Origin of the sequence: Terrabacter sp. Soil811 (assembly GCF_001429655.1) — a bacterium.
GTDB lineage: Bacteria > Actinomycetota > Actinomycetes > Actinomycetales > Dermatophilaceae > Terrabacter.
The window spans coordinates 316,722-342,707 of record NZ_LMSX01000009.1; the positions used below are offsets into that span (position 1 = coordinate 316,722).

At 71.5% G+C, this 25,986-nt stretch carries 26 protein-coding genes and 1 pseudogene; 21 read left to right on the plus strand and 6 right to left on the minus strand.

From position 1 onward, the window contains the following. The first annotated feature begins 3 nt into the window (after window positions 1-3). The 3 genes from ASH01_RS16965 to ASH01_RS16975 all read left to right on the plus strand — a co-directional run bounded on the left by ASH01_RS16965 (window position 4) and on the right by ASH01_RS16975 (window position 2,260). The gene (locus tag ASH01_RS16965) at window positions 4-609 is read left to right on the plus strand and encodes a dTDP-4-dehydrorhamnose 3,5-epimerase family protein (protein WP_082619932.1); all 606 of its coding nucleotides are present in this window, start codon (window positions 4-6) and stop codon (window positions 607-609) included. Next, window positions 606-1,199 (plus strand): arsenate reductase/protein-tyrosine-phosphatase family protein, encoded by a 594-nt coding sequence (locus tag ASH01_RS16970; RefSeq protein ID WP_082619933.1) that lies wholly within the window; start codon window positions 606-608, stop codon window positions 1,197-1,199. The genes ASH01_RS16965 and ASH01_RS16970 overlap by 4 nt, the downstream gene beginning before the upstream one ends. A gap of 107 nt (window positions 1,200-1,306) precedes the next feature. Then, on the plus strand, window positions 1,307-2,260 hold the full coding sequence (locus ASH01_RS16975; protein WP_056778488.1) for a hypothetical protein: 954 nt from the start codon (window positions 1,307-1,309) through the stop codon (window positions 2,258-2,260). 30 nt (window positions 2,261-2,290) lie between these two features. Here the strand turns inward: ASH01_RS16975 and ASH01_RS16980 are convergent, their stop codons facing one another. Beyond that, window positions 2,291-3,394 (minus strand): LCP family protein, encoded by a 1,104-nt coding sequence (locus ASH01_RS16980; RefSeq protein ID WP_056778491.1) that lies wholly within the window; start codon window positions 3,392-3,394, stop codon window positions 2,291-2,293. 53 nt (window positions 3,395-3,447) lie between these two features. Here ASH01_RS16980 and ASH01_RS16985 point away from each other — a divergent pair, with 53 nt between their 5' ends. After that, complete coding sequence (locus tag ASH01_RS16985; protein ID WP_235508736.1) at window positions 3,448-4,041, plus strand: hypothetical protein; 594 nt, start codon at window positions 3,448-3,450, stop codon at window positions 4,039-4,041. Here ASH01_RS16985 and ASH01_RS16990 read toward each other — a convergent pair. The 3 genes from ASH01_RS16990 to ASH01_RS17000 all read right to left on the minus strand — a co-directional run bounded on the left by ASH01_RS16990 (window position 4,034) and on the right by ASH01_RS17000 (window position 7,105). After that, window positions 4,034-5,167, minus strand: coding sequence for a glycosyltransferase (locus ASH01_RS16990; protein ID WP_082619934.1), 1,134 nt, complete (start codon window positions 5,165-5,167; stop codon window positions 4,034-4,036). The two genes, ASH01_RS16985 and ASH01_RS16990, sit on opposite strands and share 8 nt — an antisense overlap. Then, a complete protein-coding gene (locus tag ASH01_RS16995) occupies window positions 5,164-6,348 on the minus strand; it encodes a glycosyltransferase family 4 protein (RefSeq protein ID WP_082619935.1) in 1,185 nt (394 codons plus the stop codon). The genes ASH01_RS16990 and ASH01_RS16995 overlap by 4 nt, the downstream gene beginning before the upstream one ends. A 127-nt stretch (window positions 6,349-6,475) precedes the next feature. Continuing rightward, complete coding sequence (locus tag ASH01_RS17000) at window positions 6,476-7,105, minus strand: phosphatase PAP2 family protein (protein ID WP_056778500.1); 630 nt, start codon at window positions 7,103-7,105, stop codon at window positions 6,476-6,478. Between the two features lie 68 nt (window positions 7,106-7,173). Between ASH01_RS17000 and ASH01_RS17005 the strand changes: the two genes are divergently transcribed. Both ASH01_RS17005 and ASH01_RS17010 read left to right on the plus strand, forming a co-directional pair. Further along, on the plus strand, window positions 7,174-8,067 hold the full coding sequence (locus ASH01_RS17005) for a nucleotidyltransferase family protein (RefSeq protein ID WP_162263895.1): 894 nt from the start codon (window positions 7,174-7,176) through the stop codon (window positions 8,065-8,067). Next, window positions 8,064-8,369, plus strand: a complete 306-nt coding sequence (locus ASH01_RS17010) for a PqqD family protein (RefSeq protein ID WP_056778506.1) — start codon at window positions 8,064-8,066, stop codon at window positions 8,367-8,369. The genes ASH01_RS17005 and ASH01_RS17010 overlap by 4 nt, the downstream gene beginning before the upstream one ends. A gap of 21 nt (window positions 8,370-8,390) precedes the next feature. On the opposite strand, the gene ASH01_RS17015 is transcribed toward ASH01_RS17010, so the two are convergent. Further along, entirely contained in the window at window positions 8,391-9,800 is a 1,410-nt protein-coding gene (locus ASH01_RS17015; RefSeq protein ID WP_056778510.1) for a polysaccharide biosynthesis tyrosine autokinase, read from the minus strand. 114 nt (window positions 9,801-9,914) lie between these two features. Here ASH01_RS17015 and ASH01_RS17020 point away from each other — a divergent pair, with 114 nt between their 5' ends. From ASH01_RS17020 to ASH01_RS17055, 8 genes are all read left to right on the plus strand, one after another. Further along, window positions 9,915-11,930 (plus strand): glycosyltransferase, encoded by a 2,016-nt coding sequence (locus ASH01_RS17020; RefSeq protein ID WP_235509645.1) that lies wholly within the window; start codon window positions 9,915-9,917, stop codon window positions 11,928-11,930. Between the two features lie 7 nt (window positions 11,931-11,937). Continuing rightward, window positions 11,938-13,308: an O-antigen ligase family protein gene (locus ASH01_RS17025; RefSeq protein ID WP_082619947.1), complete on the plus strand. Its 1,371-nt coding sequence runs from the start codon at window positions 11,938-11,940 to the stop codon at window positions 13,306-13,308. Further along, window positions 13,305-14,447: a glycosyltransferase family 4 protein gene (locus ASH01_RS17030; protein WP_056778515.1), complete on the plus strand. Its 1,143-nt coding sequence runs from the start codon at window positions 13,305-13,307 to the stop codon at window positions 14,445-14,447. Before ASH01_RS17025 ends, ASH01_RS17030 begins: the two co-directional genes overlap by 4 nt. Then, window positions 14,444-15,463, plus strand: a complete 1,020-nt coding sequence (locus tag ASH01_RS17035; RefSeq protein WP_056778518.1) for a glycosyltransferase family 4 protein — start codon at window positions 14,444-14,446, stop codon at window positions 15,461-15,463. The genes ASH01_RS17030 and ASH01_RS17035 overlap by 4 nt, the downstream gene beginning before the upstream one ends. Next, window positions 15,463-16,614: a glycosyltransferase gene (locus ASH01_RS17040; RefSeq protein ID WP_056778520.1), complete on the plus strand. Its 1,152-nt coding sequence runs from the start codon at window positions 15,463-15,465 to the stop codon at window positions 16,612-16,614. Before ASH01_RS17035 ends, ASH01_RS17040 begins: the two co-directional genes overlap by 1 nt. Beyond that, on the plus strand, window positions 16,611-17,384 hold the full coding sequence (locus ASH01_RS17045) for a hypothetical protein (RefSeq protein ID WP_056778522.1): 774 nt from the start codon (window positions 16,611-16,613) through the stop codon (window positions 17,382-17,384). Before ASH01_RS17040 ends, ASH01_RS17045 begins: the two co-directional genes overlap by 4 nt. After that, window positions 17,381-17,731, plus strand: a complete 351-nt coding sequence (locus ASH01_RS17050; RefSeq protein ID WP_056778526.1) for a hypothetical protein — start codon at window positions 17,381-17,383, stop codon at window positions 17,729-17,731. Before ASH01_RS17045 ends, ASH01_RS17050 begins: the two co-directional genes overlap by 4 nt. Window positions 17,732-17,841: 110 nt before the next feature. Beyond that, the gene (locus ASH01_RS17055; protein WP_056778528.1) at window positions 17,842-18,465 is read left to right on the plus strand and encodes a hypothetical protein; all 624 of its coding nucleotides are present in this window, start codon (window positions 17,842-17,844) and stop codon (window positions 18,463-18,465) included. 88 nt (window positions 18,466-18,553) lie between these two features. Here the strand turns inward: ASH01_RS17055 and ASH01_RS17060 are convergent, their stop codons facing one another. Beyond that, a complete protein-coding gene (locus ASH01_RS17060; protein WP_056778530.1) occupies window positions 18,554-19,555 on the minus strand; it encodes a MauE/DoxX family redox-associated membrane protein in 1,002 nt (333 codons plus the stop codon). 100 nt (window positions 19,556-19,655) lie between these two features. Between ASH01_RS17060 and ASH01_RS22640 the strand changes: the two are divergent. From ASH01_RS22640 to ASH01_RS17085, 7 genes and pseudogenes are all read left to right on the plus strand, one after another. Further along, window positions 19,656-20,156 (plus strand): annotated as a pseudogene (locus ASH01_RS22640) (exodeoxyribonuclease III); the annotation flags it as partial. Between the two features lie 53 nt (window positions 20,157-20,209). Continuing rightward, on the plus strand, window positions 20,210-20,464 hold the full coding sequence (locus tag ASH01_RS24065; protein WP_443081176.1) for an exodeoxyribonuclease III: 255 nt from the start codon (window positions 20,210-20,212) through the stop codon (window positions 20,462-20,464). Between the two features lie 55 nt (window positions 20,465-20,519). Beyond that, window positions 20,520-21,575 carry a tryptophan--tRNA ligase gene (gene trpS / locus ASH01_RS17065; protein WP_056778720.1) on the plus strand — a complete coding sequence of 352 codons (1,056 nt, stop codon included), beginning with the start codon at window positions 20,520-20,522 and terminating at the stop codon, window positions 21,573-21,575. A 37-nt stretch (window positions 21,576-21,612) separates the two neighbouring features. Continuing rightward, entirely contained in the window at window positions 21,613-22,701 is a 1,089-nt protein-coding gene (locus tag ASH01_RS17070; protein WP_056778533.1) for a glycosyltransferase WbsX family protein, read from the plus strand. Beyond that, entirely contained in the window at window positions 22,698-23,729 is a 1,032-nt protein-coding gene (locus tag ASH01_RS17075) for a glycosyltransferase family 4 protein (protein WP_056778535.1), read from the plus strand. The genes ASH01_RS17070 and ASH01_RS17075 overlap by 4 nt, the downstream gene beginning before the upstream one ends. Window positions 23,730-23,859: 130 nt before the next feature. Continuing rightward, window positions 23,860-25,074 carry an ABC transporter ATP-binding protein gene (locus tag ASH01_RS17080; RefSeq protein WP_056778538.1) on the plus strand — a complete coding sequence of 405 codons (1,215 nt, stop codon included), beginning with the start codon at window positions 23,860-23,862 and terminating at the stop codon, window positions 25,072-25,074. Further along, entirely contained in the window at window positions 25,071-25,889 is an 819-nt protein-coding gene (locus ASH01_RS17085; RefSeq protein ID WP_056778540.1) for an ABC transporter permease, read from the plus strand. The genes ASH01_RS17080 and ASH01_RS17085 overlap by 4 nt, the downstream gene beginning before the upstream one ends. Window positions 25,890-25,986: the final 97 nt, after the last annotated feature.

Below are 25,986 nucleotides of genomic sequence, written 5' to 3' on the forward strand. Positions count from 1 at the left end.
CTGATGGACATCCGCCCGCTCCGCATCGACGGAGCCTTCGAGATCACGCCGCGCCAGTTCCCCGACGACCGAGGGGTCTTCGCCGAGGGATTCCGCGCCGACCTCCTCGCCGAGGCCATCGGCCACGAGATGCAGGTCCGGCAGACCAACATCTCCGTCTCGTCGGCCGGAGCCCTCCGCGGCATCCACTTCGCCGACGTGCCGCCCTCGCAGGCCAAGTACGTCACGGCCACGAGCGGGGTCTTCGTCGACTTCGTCGTCGACGTCCGGGTCGGGTCGCCGACCTTCGGGCAGTGGGACTCCGTCGTGCTCGACACCGTCGACCGCCGCGCGGTCTACCTCGCGGAAGGCCTTGGCCACGCGCTCGCCTGCGTCGAGGACGGCACGGCCGTCTACCTGTGCTCCGAGGTCTTCACCCCGTCGATCGAGCGCGGCATCAACCCGCTCGACCCGACCGTCGGGCTCGAGCTGCCCGACGGCTTCGTCCCGGTGCTCTCGCCCAAGGACGCCGCCGCCCCGACCCTGGCGGCGGCCGCCGATGCCGGACTGCTGCCCACGCTCGAGGCCTGCCTCGCCCACACCGCCTCGCTCGTCGGCGCGCGCCGATGAGGCCGGTGGGTCGGGTCCTCGTCATCTGCACGGGCAACGTGTGTCGCTCGCCCTACCTCGAGCGTCGTCTGCGTCAGCTCCTCGCCGGGCAGGACGTCCACGTCGAGAGCGCCGGCACGCGCGCCCTCGTCGGCGCCGACATCGAGCCCGGGTCGGTCGCCGCCCTCGAGGCCGTGGGCTCCGACACGGCAGGCTTCGCCTCGCGCCAGCTGACCCCCGCGATGCTCGACGCCGCCGACATCGTCGTCACCGCGACGCAGAAGCACCGGGCCGACGCCGTCGCCCTGCACCCGCGGGCCCTGCGCAAGACCTTCACCCTGGGCGAGCTCGCCGACCTCGTCCGCGATGCCGAACTCGTCGGGGCCGCGGCCGCGCCCGAGTTGTCGGCGGCCGACCACGACACGCCGTGGGCCGCGATCGTGGCCGAGGTCGCTCGTGGTCGTCGAGGACTCCACCCGGCGCGCACCGCGGCCGAATCGGACATACCCGACCCATACGGGCGCGGTTCTGCGGCATATGACCTGATGTCGACCGAGATCGAGGCGCAGCTGCCCGTCGTCGTCGCAGCCCTGACGCCGCCCGCCGGCTGACCCGAGAGCCGATCCGAACGCGGACTGCCGCGTACGACAGGCGGATTCGCCCCTAGCATGTCCCCCGGGGGAAGGGCCATCAGCCGTGTCGAGGGGGATCTGGAGCAATGAACAACCGAGTGGCGACGGCAGGTCTCGTCGCCTTCCTGGCGGTCGACGTCGCGCTCGTCGCGTTCGCGCTGCGGTCGGGCCACAACGCCTCGCAGGCGCTGCCCGCGGTCTCGACGACGCGGACCGCGGCGCTGACCACGAGTCCGCCCGCGACGGCCGCGCCGGGCACGACGGGCACGACCGCCCCCACCACCGGCACGACGCCGCCGGCGGCCAAGGCCGTCCCCGTCACCCGGCTCGTCTCGGCGCTCGACGCAGCGCGGGCCTGGCGAGCCACGACCGGCGCCTGCGTCGCCGGGGGTGCGACCGTCGAGGTCACCGCCGACGGCGGCCGGTCGTGGACGAAGCTGCGGTCGCCGGCCCGCGCCGTCGCGCGTGTGCAGCCGCTCGACGAGGCGCGCGTCTTCGTCATCGGGGCTGGCCCAGACTGCACCCTCGAGCAGTACGCCTCGCGTGACGCGGGTCTGACGTGGCAGACCCCGACCGCCGTCAGCGGCGGCTGGGCCCGCCGTCTCGACGAGCCGACCCAGGTGCTCGCGCCCAAGGAGGCCGCGTCGACCCCCTGCGGCGACGCCGTCGTCGTCGACCTCTCGCGCACGTCCGCGGCCCAGGCGCAGGCGTTGTGCGCCGACGGGTCGGTCGTCGTCACGGACGACGGTGGGACGACGTGGTCCGACTCCGGTGACGCGCCGGGCGGGGTCGCCCTGAGCAACCTGCTCGTCGACAACACCCTGACGACGTATGCCGTCCGCATCGTCGGTGCGTGCAAGGGGGTCCAGCTCGTCGAGGTCGTCAAGGGCCGCACCGCCGCCGTCGTCGCGTGCGTGCCGGTCGCGACCCCTGAGCGGGGGAGCATCGGCCTGTCGGTGACCGACCGTGCCGGCTGGATCATCTCCGGCAACCAGACGTGGCTCTCGCAGGGCGACCTGAACTCGTGGAAGCGGGTCTGACCGCGGCCGACGGGGTCGCCGGGCCGGCTCCTACTTGTAGGCGTTGAGCTCGTCGTTGCGGATGGCGTCGCCGAGGTCGGCCATCTTCACCTCGTCGACGATGTCGATCGACGCACCGGCCGGGCTCGTGCCGAAGCCCGTGAAAGGCGCCGTGATGAAGCGGATGTCGCCGCCCCGCAGGTCGCGCAGCGCCAGGGCCTCCGATCGCATGGTGCCGACGTCGAGCTTCTGGTCGACCGTGAGGTTGGTCGTGGCCGCCTCGGTGAAGTCCTTGAGCTTGATCGGGTTGGTCAGCACGTCCTTGCTCAGGGTCTTGAGCATGAGGGCCTTGATGAAGGCGAGCTGGCGCCGGCCACGGGAGATGTCGCCCTCGCTCAGCTGCTTGCGCTCGCGCACGAAGGCCAGGGCCATCGCGCCGTCCATGTGCTGGACGCCCTGGGTGAAGACGTAGGGCGGCTGGTTGCTCGACTCCTCGACGTTGACGTCGACGCCGCCGACGGCATCGGTCATCGACTTGAACCCCTCGAAACCGACGAGCGCGACGTGGTCGATACGGACGCCGAGCATGTCCTGCATCGTCTTGACGAGCAGCGGCGGCCCGCCGAACGCATACGCCGCGTTGAGCTTGTTCTTGCCCTTGCCCGGGATCGAGACGTAGAGGTCGCGGGGGAAGTGGATCAGGGTGACGGCCGAGTGGTCGGCCGGCACGTGCACGAGCACCATGACGTCGGACCGGCCGCCGACGCGACCCGGACCGGCGTCGCTGCCGACGACGAGGTAGTTCGTGCCGTTGCCCGCCGGCTGCACGACGACGTTGCCGTTCTTGTCGGTCGGCTGGCTGCCCGCCGAGCCGTCGTCGGGCAGGAGCAGCTCCTGCTTCACGTTGTTGGTGACGATGTGGTTGAGCCACGCGAGGTAGCCGCCCACCGCGAGCACGGGCACGAGCAGCAGCACGAGCGCGGCCACGAGCACCTTGCGGTTGCGCTTCTTCTCCCGGCGGCCCGAACCGCCGTCGGCGGGCGAGCCGCCGTCCCAGTCGTCGCCGGAGCCGCCCGAGCCCCCGGAGGAGCCGTCGCCGGCAGCGACCTGCTCGGACTCGAACAGATCGGTGTCGCGCTGTCGGGTGCTGTCCACGGCGCAAGTGTAGGTGTCGGGAGTCGATCGCACTGCTGCTTACACTGTGCGCCATGCCCGAAGCCCGAGGAGTGAGCCGACGTGTGAGCGCCGACCTCCCCGTGGCCGTCGGGGCAGCTCTGGCCTTCGTCGCCTACGTCTGGGTGCTCGTGCACGCGACGGTGCCGCTCGTCACCGTCTTCGGCTTCGCCTCCGACGGGCACCCCAAGCTGTATGCGGCCTTCCTGGCCGGTCTCGCCGGCCTGCCCGGTCTGCTGCTGACCCTGCCTCGCGCGTTCACGCCGCCCGCGTCGGCCGTGCAGCCGTCGGTCCGCAGCCGCCGTCAGGCCTCGGCGCTGAGGCGTTCGTACCTGCGCACGGACGTGCTCGGCCTCGCGGCCCTGCTCCTCGCCCAGGTGCCGCTGCCAGCGCCGTGGGGTCCCGCGGGCAAGGCGGCGACGATCGCCAACATCACGAAGTCCCCCGAGATCGTCGAGCTGAGCGCCACGTTCGCGAACTACTCGATCGCCGTCTTCGCCATCGGCATCCTCGGCGCGGTCGTCGCCAAGGTCTACGGCCACGCGGCGGCGTTGCGGGTCCTCGCGATCATCCTCGTCGTCGGTGCGCCCGTCGTGGCCTGGCTCCTCGTGGTGCGCGCCGTCAGCTGACGGACAGGAGGTTGTCGACCTCCGCCCGGATGCGCTCGTGGAATCTCGCCTCCGAGAAGTGCTCGGCATGGGCGCGGATCGCGGCCTCGTCCCAGACCCGCTCTCGGGCGGCGACGACGGCGGCGCGGACGGCTGGCACGGTCGGCTCCTCGAAGAACGTCCCGTTGACGCTCTCGTCGATGGTGTCGAGATAGCCGCCGGCGTGCAGGGCCAGGGTGGGCACCCCGAACGCCGCCGCCTCGAGGGGGGTGAGCCCGAAGTCCTCGAGGCTCGGCGCGAGCAGGGTGCCGGCGTGGGCGTAGGTCCAGCGCAGCTCCGCGTCCGTCAGGCCCGAGACGATCCGGACGTTGTCCGGTGCCTCGGCTCGCAGCCGCGCCTCGAGCGGTCCCGCACCGACGACGACGAGCCGCTCGGGGAGGTCGCGCACGGCGTCGACCGCGACGTCGACGTTCTTGTAGGGCAGCAGCCGCGACACGAGGAGCAGGTAGCCCTCGTCGGCCCAGTCCGCCAGGGAGGCCACGGCCTCCTGCGGGTCGGCGGGGTCGATGCCGTAGGGCGGGGCGAGCACCTGGGCGTCGATGCCGTATGCCGCCGAGATGCGCTCCCGGACCACCGTCGAGTTCGCGAGGTAGCGGTCCGCGGACGCCGCTGCGCGACGGTCCCAGCGGCGCAGCCACCCGCTGAGCAGACCCAGTGCGCGCGCCTTCGCGGACCGGCCGGCCTCGTCCCCGAGGTAGGCGTCGGCCTGGTAGAGCCAGCGCGCCGGGGCGTGGCAGTAGACGAGCTTGAGCCCGGTCGTCGGCACGCCATGCGCCCAGCCCGAGCTCGACACCACGACGACGTCGGCGTCCACGGGAAGGTGGGACACGGCATACGGGAGCAGGGGGAGCGCGGCCCGGTGGTCGCGGCGCAGCGCCCCGATGCGGTTGATGGGGGAGACGACGACCCGCGCATCGCGGAACTCCGGGTAGGTGCCGGCCGGGTCGTAGAGCGTCGTGTGGATCGTCGCGTCGGGAAAGGCCCGGTGCAGCGCCAGGACGACCCGCTCCGCACCGCCGCGCTGGGTCAGGTAGTCGTGCGCGATGGCGACGCGCGGTCGCCCGACAGGGAGGTCCCGGGTGCTCACAAGGCGGCCTCCTCCCAGACCCCCGTCACGGTCTCGGCGGACCGCTCGATCCCGAAACGGTCGGCGACGTCGGCGAGGGCGCGAGAGGCGCGGGCCAGCGCCTCCGCCGGACGGTCGATGACGTCGAGGACCGCCAGTGCCAGGGCCTGCTCGTCTCCGGCGTCGACGAGGAGCCCCGTCTCGGAGCCCCTCGGCGACGTGCGCACGATCTCGTCGACCCCACCGCCGCGGGTGGCGACGACCGGCACGCCCCATCCCATCGCCTCCGTGACCACCTGGCCGAAGGGCTCGGGGACCGTCGACGCGTGCACGCAGACGGACATGGCCTCGAGCTCGCCTCGCGGGTCGTCGACGAAGCCGACGAGGTCGATGTCGGCCTCGAGCCCGAGACGACCGATCTCCGAGCGCAGCTCCCGTTCGTAGTCCGCGGCGCCGAAGGCGGCGGAACCGACCAGCCTGAAGCGGGTCGTCGGACGTACGTCCACGACGTGTCGCGCGGCCCGAACGAGGACGAGCTGGCCCTTGGTGGGGCTGAGCCGTCCCACCATGCCAACGACGGGGCCACCCTCCGGCTGGAGACGTCGGCCGGAGTGCGCGACCTGCTCCGAGGACAGCCCCGGGTAGGCAACCGTCGGACGGCGCGCGCCGGGCAGGGTGGCGGCCGTCGCCTCGGAGTTGACGACGACGGCGTGCGGCACGCGGCGGGCGAGGAACCGCAGCAGGCGCACCGTCCGAAACGGCAGGTAGTCCTCGGCGATGCGGTCGTGGACGTGCCACACGAGGGGCTTGCGCAGCAGGAGAGCCACGGGGATCGCGAGGAGGTCCGCCTTGAGCGAGGTCGAGTGGACGACGTCGACGTCGAGAGCACGGAGGGAGGCGGCGAGGCGGTGCAGGAAGGCCGCGCCGCTCGCAGCGCGACGCAGTGCGCTGAGCGGGCCGACGGCACGGCCCATGTCCCGGACCCTCGGGTCCAGGGGAACGACGACGACCCGCTGGCCGACCCGTTGGAGCCGTTCCTCGAGAGGGCCCGAGGAGAAGAGGACGACGACGGGCTCGACGCGCTCCCGGTCGACGACCTCCAACAGCCTCAGCAGTGCGAGCTCGGCGCCACCCAGCTCGGCCGTGTGGTCGAGGATCGCCACGCGCACGGGGCGGGGCGAAGACGGAGCGGCTGGTGGCACGCCCTGAGGCTACCCACGCACGTCGTCGATCGGCTCCGATGGCGAGCAGACCCGCGCGTCGTCCCGCCAGGTGGCCCGCGAAGGTGGCACACGCGGCGGCACCCGCGTGCGACAAGCGCCCCGGGGGTCACGACGGCTCGGGCGGCGAGGCGGGCTGGGCTGCTCTCGAGAGGTTCGGCGAGCTGCCGCCGAGGACGGCGAAGGTCGCGGCGGCGACGGCGACCACGAGGAAGAGGCTTCCGACGACGTCGCGCGGGTCGTGGGCGTACCACGCGACGTTGCCGAGGCCGATGCAGGTGCCGGCCACGGCGAGCGCGACGAGCCCACGTCGCGTCACGCGCCGGGGCCACACGACGGCGAGTCCCACGAGCAGGCCGAGGCCCGCCGCGGCGTGGTTGGACGGGAAGGCGTCCCCGCCGATGCCGAAGACGTCGCGCACCCGGGCCTCGAGAGCGGCCAGGGTGGCCGCGAGGGGGATGACGAGGCCGGCGAGGGCACGACGCCAGTCCCGGCGGACGAGGGCGAGCAGTGCCAGCACGAGGACCGCCGGGGCTAGCACGACGATGACGAGGGGCCGCGCCAGGCGGTCGAGGGCCTGGCGCAGCGGTCCCGGCAGGCCGTTGAGGATCCAGCCGCGCACGGCCCCGTCGACCGACGTGCCGATCCCGGTGCGCGTGGAGACGAGGGCCGTGAGCACGAAGGCAGCCGCGGCGCCCAGCGCCAGGGCGGCCCACCGGAGGCGATCGCGATGCGACACGTACGCCTCCTGCTGGGCTGTTAGGGTGCGATCGACCAGTCGGCTTGCAGTCTATGGGGGTTCGCTCGATGGCAACCCAGGAGGCAACGGAGACCCCCGCTGCGGGCGCCACCGTGCCCCTCGAGGTGCGTATCGGCTTCGCCCACGCCTCCGTTCAGTGGGTCGCCGACCGGTGCGGCGCGGACCTCCTGCACGTCAAGGGCGCCGCTCTCGACCCGACCCTGGTGCCCGGGCGCGGCTACTCCGACGCCGACGTGCTCGCCCGTCCCGAGCACGTCCGTCGGCTGCTCGACGAGCTGCCACGACACGGCTGGGAGCTCATCAACACCTTCGTCTACGGCTCGTCCTTCGAGCACTCGGCCACCTTGCGCCACGAGGACTTCGGCCTGCTCGACCTGCACCGCATCTACCCCGGCACCGGCCCGACCCCCGCGCAGGCCTTCGAGACCCTCTGGGCCGAGCGGACCACGACGGTGCTCGGCGGGATCGACTGCACGGTGCCCTCGCGAGACGCCCAGGCCGTGGTGCTGCTGCTCCACGCCGCTCGAGGCGGCAGCGACCCCAAGGCCGCCCACGACGTCGAGTGGCTGTGGCGGTCGGTCGACGACGCAGCTCGGGCACGGGTGCTCGACTGGGTCGAGCGACTCGATGCCGGGCTCGCCTTCTCGGTTATCACCGACACCCTCGACGAGCACCGGGACGACCCCGCCTACGACCTCTGGCGCGTCGCGGCGCGCGGAGGCACGCGGATGGAGGAGTGGCAGGCTCGGGTCCGGGCGGCCCAGGGCCCGCGGGCCAAGCTGGCCGTGGCGTCACGCTCGGTGCTCGTCAACGTCGAGCACCTGACGATCGTGCGCGGGCGCCCCGTGTCGCGCGCGGAGATCGTCGCCGAGTTCTTCGGCCGGCCGGCGCGCGGGGTCCGCGAGCAGGTCACCCGCCTCGTCCGGGCGAGGCGCCGGTGAACGCCGCCTACCGCCCGGGACCCGACACCGGGGTCACGGTCAGTGACGACGGGCTGTCGGTCTACGTCGCGCGCCTCCCGGGGGGTCCGCTCGTCGTCCTCGACGGTGCCGCCGCGCTGATCTGGGTCGAGGCGACGACGGGTCCGGCGACGGGCTGGGTGTCGCGGGTCGCCGATGCCGTGGGCCAGGCCGAGGACGCGATCGCGGCCGATGTCACCGCCTTCGTCGCAGACCTGCGCGCCCGGGAGCTGCTCCAGCCGCTGGCCCAGGACGAGTCCGCCCGGGGGACCGAGCCCGCCTGAGGTGAGGGTCGACCGGCCGGGTCAGGCGTGGTGCTTGGACCGTGAGCGCTTCTCGCGTCGGCTCGGCTTGGCGTCGGCGTCGCGGTTGTAGCCGTAGTAGCCGTAGCGGTGGGTGGTCGACGAGCCGGACGACACCATGTTGAGGGCGAAGCCCGCGACAGGAGCGTCCACCGTCTCGAGCGACTGGACGGCGCTCGCGAGGTCGCGCTTCTTCGTCCGCTCGGCGCCGACGACCATGATGAGGCCGTGCGTCAGCTTGTTGATGAGCACGGCGTCGATGACGGGGACGACGGGCGGGCTGTCGACGAGGATGAAGTCGTAGTCGTGGCTCAGCTTGCCGAAGAGGACCTCCATCGGCTCCGACCCGAGCAGCTCGCTCGGGTTCGGCGGCACCGGCCCGGCGGGCAGCACGTGGAGGGTCGTCTCGCGCCAGCGCTGGACGACGTCGTCGGTGTCCGCCTGTCCGAGCAGCAGGGTCGTCAGACCGAACGACCCGTCGAGGCCCATGGTGCTCGCGACGGAGGGGTTGCGCAGGTCACCGTCGATGAGCAGCACCCTCGACCCCGCGTCGGCCATGGCGATGGCGAGGTTGACGGTCGTGGTCGTCTTGCCCTCGCCTGGCACCGAGGAGGTGATGACGAAGGAGTGACCGGCGGTCGTGACGTCGACGAAGAGGATGTTGGTGCGCAGCCTCCGGATCGACTCGGCGTGCCGGCCGTGCGGGTCGCTCTCGAGCGAGAGGAGGCCGTTCTTGACCGACTTGACCATCGGGATGTCGCCGAGGATCGGCCGGTCGGACAGCGCCTTGATGTCGTCCTCGGTGCGCACCTTCGTGTCGAGGGTGTGCCGCAGCAGGGCGAGGCCGATGCCCAGCGCCAGACCGAGCAGGCCGCTGAGCAGCAGGTTGCGCTTCGCGTTGGGCGACACGGGCTCGGTGGGCACCGTGGCCGGAGCGATCGGGGTCGCCTCGACGGACTGCCCGTTGGCAGCCAGGAGCGGCGAGAACTTCTTCGTCGCGACGTCGGCCAGGACCGGGCCGGCCTCGTTGGCGATGCGGGCCAGCAGCACCGGGTCGCCGCCGGTGGCGGTGATCGTCATGATGTTGGACGTCTGGGCCACCTCGCCGGACACCGACAAGGGTGCGTCGGGGGCGAGCCCCAGCCGCTCACGCAGCGGCTCGATCACCGACGGTGCGTTGAGCACGTCGAGGTAGCGGGCGAGGTCGTCGGCGCTCACGGCATACGTCGTCACCTGGTTGTTGGTGGACGCGGCCGCAGGCTGGGTCGCCGACAGGAAGATCTTGGCCGTGGACGTGTAGACGGCAGGCGTCAGCATCGTCTGGACGGCGGCTGCGGCCACCACGGCGAGCAGGCTCACCGCGATGATCCTCCACCGTGCCCCCAGAACGCCCAGGAACTCCCGGAACGTCACTTTGCCCCCCTGGCCCAACTCGACGGTATGTGCGGCGATCCTCCCATATCATCCAAGGGGTTGTGCCGAGTCGGAGACATCCGGGGGACGGCACGGGGAGAGGGGTGAGTGGTCATGTGGGCACTGCGTGTGTCCCACAGCGCCGTCGTCGACGCCTGGCGTGAGCGGGAGCGGGCCCTGCGCCGCCGCGGCCACCGCGTCGACGTCGTGTCTGCGGGGGAGTGGTCCGAGGGCGGACGCCGGGTTGCGCTGTCCGTGCGCCCCGGCGAGCCCGTCGAGGCCGCGCGCACCCTCGGCTCCCACCCCGCCCTCTTCCTCTTCGACCCCCGGCCCCTGTGGCGGGCCCTCGGCCGCCCGGTCGAGGTCATCGACGTCCACGAGGAGCCTTTCGCCCTGGCCACCGCCGAGGTGCTGCTGCTGCGCCGGCTCCGTCGCCAGCGCGCGCCCTACCTGCTCTACTCCGCCCAGAACCTCGACAAGCGCTACCCGATCCCGTTCCGCTGGCTCGAGCGAGCCGCCCTGCGTCACGCGGCAGGGGTCAACGTCTGCAACGACGCTGCCGGCCGCATCGTGGAGCGCAAGGGCTTCCCGGGGCGGGCCCGCACCATCGACCTCGGCACGGATCTCGGCCTCTTCACCCCGCCTGCGTATGCCGTCACGCCGGCTCCCGTGCGGGTCGTCGGGTTCGCGGGTCGCCTCGAGGCAGCCAAGGGTGCCGACGTGCTGCTCCGCGCCGTCGCGCTCGAGCCGGACGTCCGCGTCCGTCTCGCCGGAGACGGACCGCAGCGGGCCGAGCTCGAGGCACTCGCGGTCTCGCTCGACATCGCCGACCGGGCCGAGCTCCTCGGAGCCCTCGCGCCCGAGGGGCTGCCCGACTTCTACCGCTCTCTCGACGTGCTGGCGGTCCCGTCGCTCACGACACCCTCCTGGGCCGAGCAGTTCGGTCGGGTCGCCGTCGAGGCCATGGCGTGCGGGGTCCCGGTCGTCGTCAGCGACAGCGGCGCCCTGCCGGAGGTCGTCGGCGACGCCGCGCTCGTCGTGCCCGAGGGTGATGCCGTCGAGCTGGCCAAGGCGCTGTCCACCGTGGCTCACGACGCCGATGTCGCGGCGGGACTGCGCACGGCGGGCCTCGCGCGGGCGGCGGCGACCTCGTGGGACCGGATCGCCCTCGAGCACGAGGCGATGTATCGCGCGGCGACGAAGCAGTGGTCGAGCGAGACCGACCCCGACGACAGGCCGCTCGAGGTCGTCGTCGTGGCGTACGGCGAGCCCGACCTGCTCGCCGGGGCCCTCGCGCCGCTGCGCGGGCTGTCGGTCATCGTCGTCGACAACTCCTCGTCGGCCGAGGTGCGCGCCGCGGCCGAGGCGGCCGGTGCCCGCTACGTCGACCCGGGTCGCAACGGCGGCTTCGGTGCGGGGGTCAACGAAGCCCTGCGCCGGATCGACCCGCGCGCCGACGTGCTGCTCGTCAACCCTGACGCGGTGGTGCAGCCGCGGGACGTCGAACGGCTCCGGGCCGCCCTGCTCGCCGAGCCAGACCTCGCGAGCGTCGGCCCCTCGCAGGTCGACGCGACCGGTGCCGCGGCGCGGGTCGAGTGGCCCTTCCCGTCGCCGCTCGCGACGTGGGTCGAGGCGGCCGGACTCGGTGGCCTTCGGCGCAACCGCTACGTCATCGGCTCGGTGCTGATGCTGCGTCGCGAGGCCCTCGAGCACGTCGGTCCGTTCGACGACGAGCGCTTCTTCCTCTACGCCGAGGAGACCGACTGGGCCCACCGCGCGGCCCTGCTCGGCTGGCGCCACGCCCTCGTGCCCACGGCGCGAGCCACCCACGTGGGGGCCGCGACGAGCACCGACCCCGTGCGACGGGAGGGTCACTTCCACGCAGCCCAGGAGATCTACCTGCGCAAGCACTTCGGCGCCGTGGGCTGGCAGGTCGGACGCGCCGGTCAGGTCGTCGGCTCGGCCGTGCGCGGCGTCGTGCTGCGGGGTGGCCGTCGACGGGCGGCGCGGGCACGCGTACGCCTCTACCTCGCGGGACCCGCACGGTCGGAGGTGCGGCCGGACGACGCCCGCGACCGCGGCGACCGCGGCACCGCGGACCGACCGCTCGCGACGAGCCGGAGCAGGTGACCGCCTCGTGAGCATCGTCCCCGAAGGTCTGCTCCGTCCGGGCTGGACCGACCGGCTCGTCCGAATCGGTCTCGTCCTCGCCGGTCTCGTGCTCGTCGCGGTCGTCGGGCGTCTCGCCGTGACGATGCCCGAGGCTGCCGTCATCGTCTCCGTCGCGGTGCTCGCCGTCGGTGTGACGGCCGTGCAGCCCGGCCTCATCCCGCTCGCCGTGCTGCCCCTGCTGCTCGTGGTGCTGCGCGTCGGCAGTGGCGGGGTCGACCTCTCCCTCTCCGACTTCGCCCTGGCGGCGGCCACCATCCCGGCCCTCTTCCTCGCGAGGCGGCCCTTCTCCGCGGGACTGCGAGCCGTCCTCTGGGCCTCGGTCGTCTACCAGTTCGCCACCCTCATCACCGTCGTCAACAACCCCTACACGGCCAACGCGGTGGAGTGGGCGCACGCCTGGATGCTCGTGTCCGGCTCCCTTCTCGTCGGCTGGGCCATCGGGGCCAACGGCCTGGCCCGTGTCGGGCTCCGCCTGCTCATCGGCACCATCGCCGTCCTCGCGGCCATCACGGTGGTGGAGGGGCTCGTCCACGTCGCCCAGGGTGACCTGACCCCGGTCTACCCGAGCTTCCCGTATGCCATGCACAAGAACTTCGCGGGCACCGTCTGTGCCTTGGGGGCGGTCATGGTCTACGCCCGGCCGGCGTGGGTCGGGATCAACCGCCGATGGGCTTTCGTCCTCATGGGGCTGATGCTAACGGCGGTGCTGCTCACCCAGTCGAGACAGGCGGTGATCGGCCTCGTCGCGGCGGTCTTCGTCCTGGTCCTGCGCTCGCGCAGCGACCGCCGCCGCTCCAAGCTCGTCCTGCTGCTCGTCGCTCCGCTCGTGCTCTTCGTGACCAACCTCGTCCAGGACCAGGTGCAGTCCGGCAACCAGTTCAACTCGGTCTTCCAGCGCCTCACGTGGTTCCAGGACTCGATGACCGTCTGGTCCTCGGACCCGTGGTTCGGCGTCGGGCTGCGCTGGTGGTACACCGACCGCTTCCCCTTCCAGTTCCAGCCACCGAATGCCGAGATCGAGGTGCTGACCTCGGCCGGGGTGGTGGGCCTGGCAGCCTTCGTCCTGCTCATGGTGGTGTCGCTCAGGGTGGCGTGGCGGATGGACCCGGCCTTCGGCTCCCTCGCGGTGGCCGTCCTCGTGTCCCGGATCGTCCAGGGCCAGTTCGACCTCTTCTGGTCGGCCGTGCAGGGCTCGCTGCCGTTCCTCGTCCTCGGGCTGTGTCTCGGCGCGCAGTGGTGCTCCGAGCAGCGTGAGCGCGGCGCGGCCCGCGAGCTGTCGTCCCCGACCGGGTCGCGCGCCGTCGCGCGCCTGCAGGCCTCCGGGGCGGCTCGGTGACGACGATCGTGCAGATCGTGCCGGAGATCGGGCCCGGCACGGGGGTGGGCTCCGTGGCGCACCACCTCGAGCAGGAATGGCTCCGGACGGGCGTCACCGTCGAGCGTCTCACTCTCGCGGAGTCGGGTGGCGCGTGGCTGCCGACCCCCCGAGGGGGCATCCAGGGCAAGCTCGCCGTCCTGGCCCGCGTGGTGTGGTTCTCGACGGCGGGGACCCGCCGCGCCCGACGCCATCTCGCCGACCACCCCGACACCTTGTCCGTGTGCCACAACGACGCCCTCGCCGGTGACGTCTACGTCAACCACGGGCTCGTCCAGGCGTCGATGCGGTCGAGGGGGGTTTACTGGTACCGCATCCTGCGCAACCCGCTGCACCTGTTCACCACCGTCCGGGACCGACGGCGCTACCGCTCCGACGTCCACCGGCTCGTCGTCAACCTGTCCGACCAGGACGAGCGCCTGCTGCGCGAGCTGCATCCGTCGCTGCGCCCGCGCACCGCGGTCGTCACCAACGGTGTGGACACGACGGAGTTCGCGCCACCGTCCGCCGCCGAGAGGGAGGCCGCGCGGACGGCGCTCGACCTGACGGAGGCCGACGTGCTCGCCGTCTTCATCGGGCACGAGTACGCGCGCAAGGGGCTCGACCTCGTCGTCGACGCGCTGGACCACTGTCCCGACCGCGTGCGCCTCCTCGTCGTGGGCGGGTCGCCCGACCTCGTCGCCGCGATGCAGTCGCGGGACGCGGCCGTGCGCCACCGGTCCCGCATCACGTTCGTCGGTCCGAGCCGCGACCCCAGGCCGTTCCTGCGCGCCGCCGATGTCCTGTGCCTGCCCAGCGCCTACGAGGCGTCACCCCTCGTCGTGCTCGAGGCGCTCGCCATGGGTGTCCCGGTCATCGGCACCCGCACCGGTTCGATCCCCGACGTCGTCGAGGACGGAGTCAACGGCTACCTCGTCGACCGGTCGGTGACCAGCGTGGCCGAGGCGCTCACCACGGTCGACGGAGCCGACCGGCCGGCTCTGCGACGCGCGGCCCGCTTGACCGCGGAGCAGCACACGTGGGCCCACGTCGCCGCCCGCTACCTCGAGCTGCTCCAGGGCCTGCGCGCCGAGCCGGGTCGAGGCCGAGAGGTCTCATGAGGATCCTGCACGCGATTCGCTCGGACGGGTTCGCCGGGGTCGAGAGCCACGTCGCCCTGCTCTCCCGGGCCCAGGCTGCGGCCGGTGACGAGGTCGTCGTCATCGGTGGTGACCACCGCCGTATGCCGGATGCCGCAGGTCCTGGCGTGCGCACCCTTCCAGCCGCGACCGTCACCGACGTCCTCGTCGCCGTGCGTCACTGGGCGGGCGACGCCGACGTGGTGCACGCCCACATGACTGCCGCCGAGATCGCTTGCGCGACAGCGATGCTGGGCGTGAAGGTGCCGTTGGTCGTGACCCGTCACTTCGCGCGGACCCGGGGGAGCAACCCCGTCTCGAGCGTGGCGGCCGCCCTCGCCGCCCGTCGCGTCGACGCCCAGATCGCGATCAGCCACTACGTCGCCGACAGCATCGCCGGCCCGAGCGTCGTCATCCACCCGGGTGTCGAGGTCAGCCGCGAGACCCCTCCGTCGACCGATCGGTCGAGCGTGGTCCTGCTCGTGCAGCGGCTCGAGCCCGAGAAGGACTCCGACGTCGCGCTCCGCGCCTTCGCCGCGTCCGGCGTCGCGGCGCAGGGGTGGCGTCTCGACGTCGCCGGCGACGGCGCCGAGCGGCCGCGGCTGGCCGCCCTGGCAGCCGAGCTCGGCGTCGCCGACTCGACGCGCTTCCTCGGTCACCGCAGCGACGTGCCGGACCTGATGGCGCGCGCCGGCGTGCTCCTGGCCCCCTGCCGCGTCGAGGGCCTCGGTCTTACCGTCCTCGAGGCGATGGCGGCCGCCCTCCCCGTCGTCGCCGTCGGCGCCGGCGGGCACCTCGAGACGGTCGGGGCGGTCGACGGCGCGGCGCTGCACCCACCGGGCGACCACGACGCCGCGGGTCGGCAGCTGGCCGCTCTCGTCGCCGACCCCCACCGCCGCGACGCGTACGGGGCCGACCTCCAGCGGGCCCAGCGCGCGCGCTTCAGTCCCGACCACCAGGCGCGAGAGACCCGGGCCGTCTACGAAGGAGTGCTCTGATGGATGTCGTCGTGACCTCCCTCGAGGCGTGGGACACGGTGTGGCGACGCAACCAGCACCTCGTCGCGGGGTTGCTGCGCCGCGACCCCACCCTCCGGGTGCTCTTCGTCGAGCCGGCCACCGACCCGCTGCACGCGGCCCTCGGTGCGAGCCAGCCGAGGCTGGGCCGCGGCCTGCGCGCCGGTCCGGCGCTCGACGGCATACGGCCTGAGGCGCTGTGGCTCCTCGAACCCACGAAGTGGCTGCCCCGACGGGTCGACCGCCGGGTCGACGAGCGCTGGGCGCGGCAGGTGCTCCGGACCGCCCGTTCGCTCGAGATGGCCGACCCGGTCCTGTGGGTCAACGACCCGACCGGCTCGCTGCTCGTCGAGGCGACGACGTGGCGGTCGCTCTACGACGTCACCGACGACTGGACGTTGGCCGAGCGGTCGACCGCCGAGACCGAGCGGGTCATCGCCCAGGAGCAGGTGCTGCTGGCTCGATGCGACGAGGTCGTCGTGTGCTCGCCGGCCCTCGCCGTGAGCAAGGGTGCCGTGCGGGAGGTGACGCTCGTGCCCAACGGTGTCGACACGGCGGCCTACCTCGTGGCGCACGACCGACCTGCGGACCTTCCTGACGGCGCCGTCGCCGTCTACGCCGGCACCCTCCACGGCGACCGGCTCGACGTCGACCTCTGCGCTGCGACCGCGCGGGCTCTCGGGGGTCGCGGTCACCTCATCCTCGTGGGACCGAATGCGCTTGCGACAGAGCAGCGTTCGCGGCTCGAGTCCGCGGGAGTCGTCGTCCTCGGCGCCCGTCCGAGCGCTGAGGTGCCGGCCTATCTCCAGCACGCGGACGTGCTCGTCGTGCCTCACGTCGTCACGCCCTTCACGGACAGCCTCGACCCGATCAAGCTGTACGAGTACCAAGCGGCCGGAGGCCCCGTCGTCTCGACGCCCGTCGCGGGATTCCGCGACGTCGTCGACGAACGGGTCGTCGTGGCGAGCCGCGAGACGTTCGCGTCGGCCGTTGCCGACGCGCTGACGCACGCGGGCGAGGCCGGGTTGCCGCTCACGGACCCCGACCGCGTGGCGGGGGCCGACTGGTCGCGTCGTGTCGACCAGATCGTCCAGGTGCTCGCGAGCGTGCACGCCCGAGGAGTCAACTCGTGAGGGCGAGCTCCGACGAGCACCTTCACGTCGAAGCCCTGGGGGTCACCTTTGCGGTCTCCGCCGAGGACCCGCGACTGCGCAGGCTGGCCGGTCGAGCCTGGGCGGCGGCGTCGACGGAGCCGCGAGACGGCTGTCCCGTCGTGAAGGCTCCCGATCTCGACGCCGACGCGGACGACGACGACGTCGCGACGGCGCTCCAGCTGCTGACGCAGCTCATCACCTACCGCGCCATCGCCGCGAGGGCCGGCCACCTGACGATGTTCCACGCCGGTGGACTGTGCGACCAGGTCACTGGTGCGACCGTCGCGCTGGTTGCGCCCGGAGGCACCGGCAAGACGACGGCAATCCGGACCCTCGGCCACGGCCGCGGCTACGTCACCGACGAGACGGTCGGTCTGGCCTCCGACGGATCCATCGTGCCCTACTGCAAACCGCTGTCGATCCGTCGCCCCGACGACCCGGGACTCAAGGACGAGGTGAGCCCACTGGCACTCGGTCTCAGTCCACCTTCGGTGCCCCCGTGGCTCGCCGGCATCGTCCTGCTGAGGCGTGATCGCGAGCCGGGTCGGGGAGTCCTGATCGAGGACGTGGACATCCTCGACGCGCTGGTGCTCCTCGCGCCGGAGACGTCGTCGCTGTATCGCTTCGACCGACCGCTGCACCACCTCGCTGCGATCGTCCAGAGCGTCGGCGGCCTGCGCCGAGTGCGCTACCACGACGCGCAAGACCTCGAGCCCCTGGTCGACGAGATCGTCGGGAGGTCGAGATGAAGCGCCGACCGGACCCCGATGCAGATCTCGATGACGCCATCGTGTTGCGGCCCGCCCCCGCGCTCGACGTGTACTCCACCACCGACGGGACCGTCGTCATGGTGGGCCGTGCGCCGGCGCACCAGGTCATCCGACTCTCCAGGCTCGGGTCCGAGATCCTGACCTGCGTCGCTGGTGGGACGACCATGGGCCGGCTGGCGGAGGATCTGCGGGAGTCACTGGGCGAGCCTCCCGAGGGACGGTTGCACGATCTGGTCCGGACCGCGGTCATCCAGCTGCGCCACCAGCGCGTCATCGTCGCAGGTCACAGCCACAAAACAGACAATTGGAACGACATCGGATCGTGACGAGCACGCATCGGTGCAAGGTGTGGGTTTTCCGGCATCAGAGCCCCATCGCTCAGGTATGTTGGCGTCTGACTCGGGGGGGTCACAGTCATCGAGTGGGGGATTCATTCATGTCACACAACATCGGCGCCGACTCGGCGCCGCCGAGCCGTCGCTCGGTCGTCAAGGGTGCCGCCTGGGCCGTACCCGCAGTCGTGGTCGCGGGGGCAGCGCCGACGGTTGCAGCGTCGTCTGGTCCGTTGGCGTTCACCGGAGGGGCCTGCAAGCTCCCGGGTAACTCCACCGACATCCTCAAGGGCTACGTCTTCGAGCTCACCGCAGTGAACTCGCCGGGTCCGCAGCCGACCACCGGCATCACGGTCATCACCAACGTCAGGATCAACGGCACGCTCGTCAGCGGTTTCTCGGCGTCGGTCCGCAGCGGGAACAGCTGCTCCGGCTCCTGCGCGACGCTGACGTGTGGCGCCGACCCGGACCACGTGTTCTGCACGCCGGACGCCACGACCCAGCAGGTCCTCATCTACACGGCCGACAAGCCGACCGGCAACAGCCAGAACGCCGAGATGTCACTGTCGTACCAGCGGTTCGACTGCCTCAACGGCGTCACCTGCAGCCCGGTCGACCTCGCACCGGTCTCGATCTCCAGCGGTGTGCGCAGCACCGACTCGGCGCCCGGACCCAACCAGGGAAGCTGCAACGTGCAGAACATCTTCCCGATTCCGACCGGGACCTGACCGGTCGGTCTCAAGGCAGACGCAGAGGGTGACGAGCCGCGGCTCGTCACCCTCTGCGTCTGCCCCTCACCGGGTCCGATGGTGTCGGTCAGGCGCGAGCTGCCGCCCGGAGCTCGGACAGGACGTCCGCCACGAACTCCGGCACGGCGTCCGACCCGATGACTGGTCCACCCGCGAGCAGCCCGTCGGCGCCGAGCAGCAGGGCCGCCGGAGTGCCTCGGAAGCCGAAGCTGTCCGGCAGTCGCATCAGCGGATCGTGGACTGAGAGCGGCGTCGCCGTCGATGTCATCGAGCCCACGCCGGGCTCGAGCGTCACCACGTGCCGGATGTCGATCTCGGGCAGCTGCTCGCGCCATCCGGGGGTCGCTGCGATGACGTCCGTGCACGGTCCGCACGTCTCGGAGACGAAGAGCAGCAGCTGCGCTCGTTCTGCGCTGAGGCTCCGCAGGTCCGTCTCGCTCCCGTCGCCCAGGACGACCGGAAGCGCCGGGGTGCGGTAGCGCAGGTAGTCGCCCTCCTCCTCCTGGATGGTGTTGGGCTCGTTATGTGCCCCGGGGGTCTCTGCGATCGGCGCAGAGCGCCCCAGGACTAGGACGCAGGAGACGGCGACAGCCAGGGCGCCGAGCAGCCACCACCACGGCAGTCGCCCGTCGGCGACGCGAGCCACCACCGAGGCCCCTTGTGCGGCAACGACGGTCGTCAGCACGGCCATCAGCACGAGCCACGCGTTGCGGACGACTGTCCGCGTCGTGATGCGGCCGGGCGCGAACTCCCCGAAGCACGCGCAGTCGACGTCCTCGTCGAAGCCGAGGGCTCGCACGACGAGCCCGAGGTATGCCGTGAAGAGCAGGAGCGCCGCCACCGCGGCGAGGGTGCCCACCGGGCCACCGACGAGCAGGAGCAGGGCGGCGAGCAGCAGCTCGCCCCACGGCAGTCCCTCGACGACCACGCGGTTGCGCAGGGGTGCCGGCACGCGCAGGTCGCGGAAGGCCTCCTTGGAGGCGCTCGGCGACCGCAGCTTGCCGACCGCGCTCACGACGAGGACGACCGCGAGGATGACGGGCGCGAGGGCGAGGGCATCGGTGGGCACGTCGCATTCTAGGCAGGCGACGGCATACCACCGGGGGTGATCGGGCGATCCCACGGGGCCCACACTCCGGGCGTCGGTCACCTCCTGCACAATCGGGCCCATGCGCGTCGTCACGGCCAACGTCAACGGGATCCGAGCTGCTGCGAGGCGCGGCATCGTGCCGTGGCTCGAGCAGGCCCGACCGGACGTCCTGTGCCTCCAAGAGGTCCGCGCCGACGACGTCGAGCTCGCCAAGGTGCTCGCCGACGCCGGCCTGGCGCACTGGTCGGTGGCGCACACCGAGGGCAGCGCCAAGGGGCGGGCCGGCGTGGCCGTCGTGACCCGTGAGCCCCAGGTCGCCGTCCGGGTCGGCATCGACGGCGCGTACGCCGACGAGGGCCGCTGGGTCGAGGCCGACGTCGTCACGCCCGCGGGGCCGCTGACGGTCGCCTCCGCCTACGTCCACACCGGCGAGGCGGGCACCGAGCGGCAGGACGTCAAGATGGCCTTCCTCGCCGCCATGACCGAGCGGATGCGCCGCGCCGCCGAGGCCGACGAGCTCGTCCTCGTCACGGGCGACCTCAACGTCGCCCACCGCGAGGCCGACCTCAAGAACTGGAAGGGCAACCTCAAGAAGGCCGGCTTCCTGCCCGAGGAGCGCAGCGTGCTCGACTGGTGGTTCGCCGACGGTGCGTGGGGGTCGACGTCCAGCGGCGCCACGTCGGTGACGTCGCGGGTCCGTACTCCTGGTGGTCCTGGCGCGGCAAGGCGTTCGACAACGACGCCGGGTGGCGCATCGACTACCAGCTGGCGACCCGGAGGCTGGCCGCGACCGTCACCGACGTCTTCGTCGGGCGCGCGCCGACCTACGCCGAGCGCTGGAGCGACCACGCCCCGGTCGTCGCCGACTACGCCCTCGAGCCCGCCTGACGGCGCGTCGCCGGAGCCGGTGCGAGGCGGACCGGGTTGGGGGCCGTGGACGCCCATGGGCCAGAATGCACCCATGTCCTCGACGCCCTCCCTCCCGACCACGACGCCGCGCAGCCTCTCGGGCATGCAGCCGACGAGCGACTCGCTCCACCTCGGCAACTACATCGGTGCACTGGTCGAGTGGGTGCGCCTGCAGGAGACCCACGACGCCTTCTACTTCGTCGCCGACCTGCACGCCCTGACGGTCGCCCCCGACCCCGAGGTGCTGCGCGAGCGCACCCGCATCACCGCGGCCCAGTTCATCGCCGGCGGCGTCGACCCGACCCGCTCGACGCTCTTCGTCCAGAGCCACATCGCCCAGCACACCGAGCTCTACTGGGTGCTCGGCACGCTCACCGGCTTCGGCGAGGCGAGCCGGATGACGCAGTTCAAGGACAAGTCGGCCAAGGGGACCAACACCAACGTCGGTCTCTTCGCCTACCCCGTGCTCCAGGCCGCCGACATCCTCATCTACGACGCGAACGTCGTCCCCGTCGGCGAGGACCAGCGCCAGCACCTCGAGCTCTCGCGCGATCTCGCAGGCCGCTTCAACCAGCGTTTCGGCGACACGCTCGTCGTGCCCGAGCCGCATATCATGAAGGCGACGGCCAAGATCCAGGACCTCCAGGAGCCGTCCGCCAAGATGAGCAAGTCGGCAGCCTCCGACGCGGGCCTCGTCAGCCTGCTCGACGAGCCGGCCCGCATCGCCAAGAAGATCCGCTCGGCCGTCACGGACGCCGAGCGCGAGATCCGTTTCGACGAGGAGCACAAGCCCGGCATCTCCAACCTGCTCTCGATCCACTCGGCCCTGTCGGGGACACCGGTGGCCGTCCTCGAGGAGCAGTACGCCGGCAAGGGCTACGGCGACCTCAAGAAGGACGTCGCCGAGGTCGTCGTCGAGGCCGTGACGCCTTTCCGCACCCGCACCCTGGAGCTCATGGCCGACCGTGCCGAGCTCGACCGCATCCTCGCCGACGGCGCCGAGCGGGCTCGCGTGATCGCCGAGGCCACCGTGCGCCGCGTCTACGACAAGGTCGGTCTCCTCCCCGTCCTAGGTCGGAACCTGGGATAACGACGCTGCGCCCGCCTGCGCTGGGTAGGGTGCCAGCGTGACGCAGACAGGGGAGCTCAAGGCGCGAGCCATCGCGTTCTACCTACCCCAGTACTTCCCCATCCCGGAGAACGACGAGTGGTGGGGGCGTGGGTTCACCGAGTGGACCAACACGGCGAAGGCTCGTCCTCTGTTCCCCGGTCACCGGCAGCCCAGCCTCCCGGCCGACCTCGGCTTCTACGACCTCAGGGTCCCGGAGACCCGCGCCGCTCAGGCCGACCTCGCCCGGGCGCACGGCGTGGAGGCCTTCGCCTACTGGCACTACTGGTTCGGCGACGGTGACCGGATCCTCGAGCGCCCGTTCACGGAGGTCCTGGCGTCTCGGGAGCCCGACTTCCCGTTCTGCCTCGCCTGGGCCAACCAGACGTGGACGGGCATCTGGCACGGGGCCGCCGACCGCGTCCTGAAGCAGCAGCGCTACCTCGGCGAGGAGGATGACCGCCGGCACTTCGAGACGGTCCTGCCTGCCTTCCGCGACGACCGCTACCTGCGGGTCGACGGACGTCCCGTCTTCTACGTCTTCCGCCCCGAGGAGCTCCCGGACGCCCGCGCCTTCGTGGACCGCTGGCAGCGGTTCGCCGCCGACGCGGGGCTCGGCGGTCTCTACCTCGTGGCGGAGGCCAGCGATCTCCTCGGCGCCGGCCCTCGCTTCTCGCCGGAGCAGGCGGTGGCTGCGGGCTTCGACGCGAGCGTCTACATGCGCCTACCGGCCGTCCTCTCGAGGTCGTCGCACCTCGCGATGCGCGTGGCCCGCAAGGCGCTGCGTGGCGGGCCTGAGATCTACGCCTACTCCGACCAGGCCGTGGCGAGCTCGCCGACCGGGCCGGCGATCCAGCCGTGCGTCTATCCGAACTGGGACAACACGCCGCGTTCGGGACGAGGCGGTCTGGTGCTGCGAGGAGCCACTCCGACCAAGTTCGCTCGAAACGTGGCAGCCGCAGCAGCCACGCTGGCCACGCGCCCGACGGATGAGCGGCTGTTGTGGGTGAAATCGTGGAACGAGTGGGCAGAGGGCAACCATCTCGAGCCCGATCTCGTGCACGGCAAGGCCTGGCTCGAGGCGCTGCACCGAGGCCTGGTTCAGTGACCCGACCGCTTCGGGTCGCGATGATCTCCTACTACCTGCCCAGTGGCTCGAAGATCGGCGTCGGCTACCAGGTCCACGAGCTGGCCACCGAGCTGACACGGCGGGGTCACGCGGTCACGGTCTTCAGTGAGTGCCCGCCCGTGGAGGGCGCCGTCTACGGGCACCGGCACATCCGCATCTCCGGCTCCCTGCGAACGTTCCGTTTCGCCACGAGGCTCAGGCGCGAGGACTTCAGCTCGTACGACGTCCTGCACGCGCACGGGGACGACTACTGGCTGTGGCGGCGGCGCGTGCCACGGCACGTACGCACGCTGCACGGGTCGTGCTTCGAGGAGGCCCTGCACATCCACGGCGTCAAGGAGCGCGCGCGCATGGTGCTGCTCGGTCTGTCCGAGGTGCTCGCCAGCGTCGTCGCGGACGAGACCGTCGTGGTGTCTCCCCGTACCCGACGGTGGACACCGTGGGTGCGCACCGTCATCCCGAACGGGGTCGACGCACGCCGCTTCCACCCGGACGACTCCCGGCGAGCAGACCGTCCTGTGGTGCTCTTCGTCGGGACGTGGGGAGGCCGCAAGCGAGGAGCCCAGCTGGCCCGACTGTTCCAGGCCGAGGTGCGACCGCGCGTCCCGGATGCCGAGCTGTGGATGGTGACTCAGGACGCGCCCACCGGGTTGGGCGACGGGATCCGCGTCCTCGGACGGCTCAGCGATCGCGAGCTTGCGGTGGCTTACCGACAGGCGTGGCTGTTCTGCCTTCCATCGACGTACGAGGGATTCGGCATCCCCTACGCGGAGGCGATGCTGTCAGGTCTACCTGTCGTCAGCACCCCGAACATCGGTGCTGAGTACGTCACGGAGGGCGGGCGTGTGGGAGCGGTCGTCGAGCTGACGGACCTCGGGGCCCGGCTCGCCGACCTGCTGTTGTCGGCCGAGAAGCGCCGAGACCTGGCCGATCGCGGGGCCGTGCGCGCCCGGGAGTTCTCGCTGGCCCACGTCGTCGACGCCTACGAAGAGGTGTATCGACGATGATCGTCACGACCACGTGCTCAGGGGCGAGCACTGAACGCGGGGCCCAGCGCGGCCGCTCACACAGGGGTCACGCGGGCCTGACAGATAGCCACGCACGACGAAAGCGCCAGCGGAGGATTGGGGGCCCAGGATGAGCACGGAGATGGCGATCCGTGCGGTAGGTCTGTCCAAGTCCTACCGCATCGCGCATCGAGCAGAACCGGTCACGCGGGTCACCGAGGCCGTCGCGCAGCGACTGCGTCACCCTTTTCGACGTGGGGACTACGAGGACTTCACCGCCCTGTCTGACGTGTCCTTCGACATCCCGTGGGGTGAGGCCGTCGGCATCGTCGGGCGTAACGGCGCCGGCAAGTCGACGCTCCTCAAGCTTCTGACGCGGATCACGGCACCGACAGCCGGGAGGATCGAGCTGTCCGGTCGCATGGGCAGCCTGCTCGAGGTGGGCACGGGCTTCCATCCCGAACTGACGGGTCGCGAGAACATCTTCCTCAACGGGGCGCTGCTGGGGATGCGGCGCAACGAGATCCGCCGGCGTTTCGACGAGATCGTCGACTTCTCGGGGGTGGAGCGCTTCCTCGACACGCCGGTCAAGCGATACTCCTCCGGCATGTACGTCCGGCTGGCGTTCTCGGTGGCTGCACACCTCGACACGGAGCTCTTGGCGATCGACGAGGTGCTGGCCGTCGGGGATGCGGAGTTCCAGCGAAAGTCCCTCGCCAAGATGCGTGACGTCGCCAACGACGGACGCACCGTGCTCTACGTCAGTCACCAGATGCAGACCGTGGAGTCGCTGTGCACGTCGGCGATCTTCCTCCAGCACGGCACGCTCCAGCTGCAGGGCGGGGTCTCCGACGTCATCGAGCGCTATCGCGGCAGCTACGAGGAGTACGCCGCTCGTGAGGCGCAGACGCGGCAGGGGCTGGATGACGACGTGCCTCGCATCCTCGAGGTCGTGCCGACGAGTCAGACCTTCTCCGTCGACGACGACAAGTGTGTCGACATTCGCATCGGGCCGACCGACGACTTCATCGGTACCTACTTCGTGTCGGCTCACCTCACGGATGCGAACGGGAACGTCGTGGGTCAGTGCGACTCGCGCCTCGTCGGGCGCTACCTGGACGCGGACCGTGAGCAGCGTCTTCGGCTGTCGGTTCGGAATCTGTGGATGAAACCCGGCCGTTACTCGATCGACGTCTTCGTGTGTTCGTCGGGCATCTTGGATTCATGGGAGGGCTCGGCCACGTTCGACGTCCTGCCGTCGTTGCCCTACCCGGAGCTGACCTCACCCGAGGCCACCGGCCACGGTTCGGTCCTGCTGGACTTCGACTACGAGGTGCACAGATGAGCAAGGTCGTCATCACACCACCCGGGAGCCTGAGTCTCCCGCACTGGCAGGAGCTCTGGGGTGCCAGAGAGGTCTTCCTACGCTTCGGTCAGCGCGATGTCCTCCTGCGCTACCGCCAGACCGCAGTGGGCGTCACCTGGGTGATCCTGCAGCCTTTGGTTGCGGCGGGGATCTTCTCCATCGTCTTCGGCCGGATCGCGGGCCTCTCGACCGACGGGGTGCCGTACTTTCTGTTCTCGTACATCAGCATGCTGGGCTGGAATCTCTTCTCCGGCGTGCTGAACCGGGCCTCCCCTTCGCTGGTCGCCAACCAGGCGCTGGTCTCCAAGGTGTTCTTCCCACGCATCCTCGTCCCCGCGTCGACGATCCTGTCGGTCATCATCGACTTCGTCGTGGCTCTCGTCCTCGGAGTCGTCCTGCTGGCCGCCTTCCGGGTCAACCCGGGGTTCGCAGCTCTCACCCTTCCGTTCTGGGTCGTGTGCACCCTCTGCCTGAGCCTGGGGTTGGGACTGGCAGCCTCCGCGATCATGGTGCGCTACCGGGACGTGGCGTATGTGCTGCCCTGGCTGGTTCAGATCGGGCTGTATGCGACGCCCGTGGCGTATTCGCTTGACGCCGTTCCCGAGCAGTACCGCATCTTCTTCGATCTCAACCCGATGAGCTGGTTGCTCTCGGGGCTGCGTTGGTCACTCCTCGGGACGGCGCCGCCGCCCCTGTGGCAGCTGGTGGCCTCAGTCCTCGCCAGCGCTGTGGTCCTTCTCGGCGGGCTGCTCGTCTTCCAGCGGTTCGAGCGGTCGTTTGCGGACGTGATCTGAGGCCAGTGTCGGAGAGCAGAGGGTGAGGCGCCCAGGTCGCCTCAACTTCCTCTGGTGACGGCGTCAGGTGAGTATCGGTTGGCCCCGGCCGACCGGT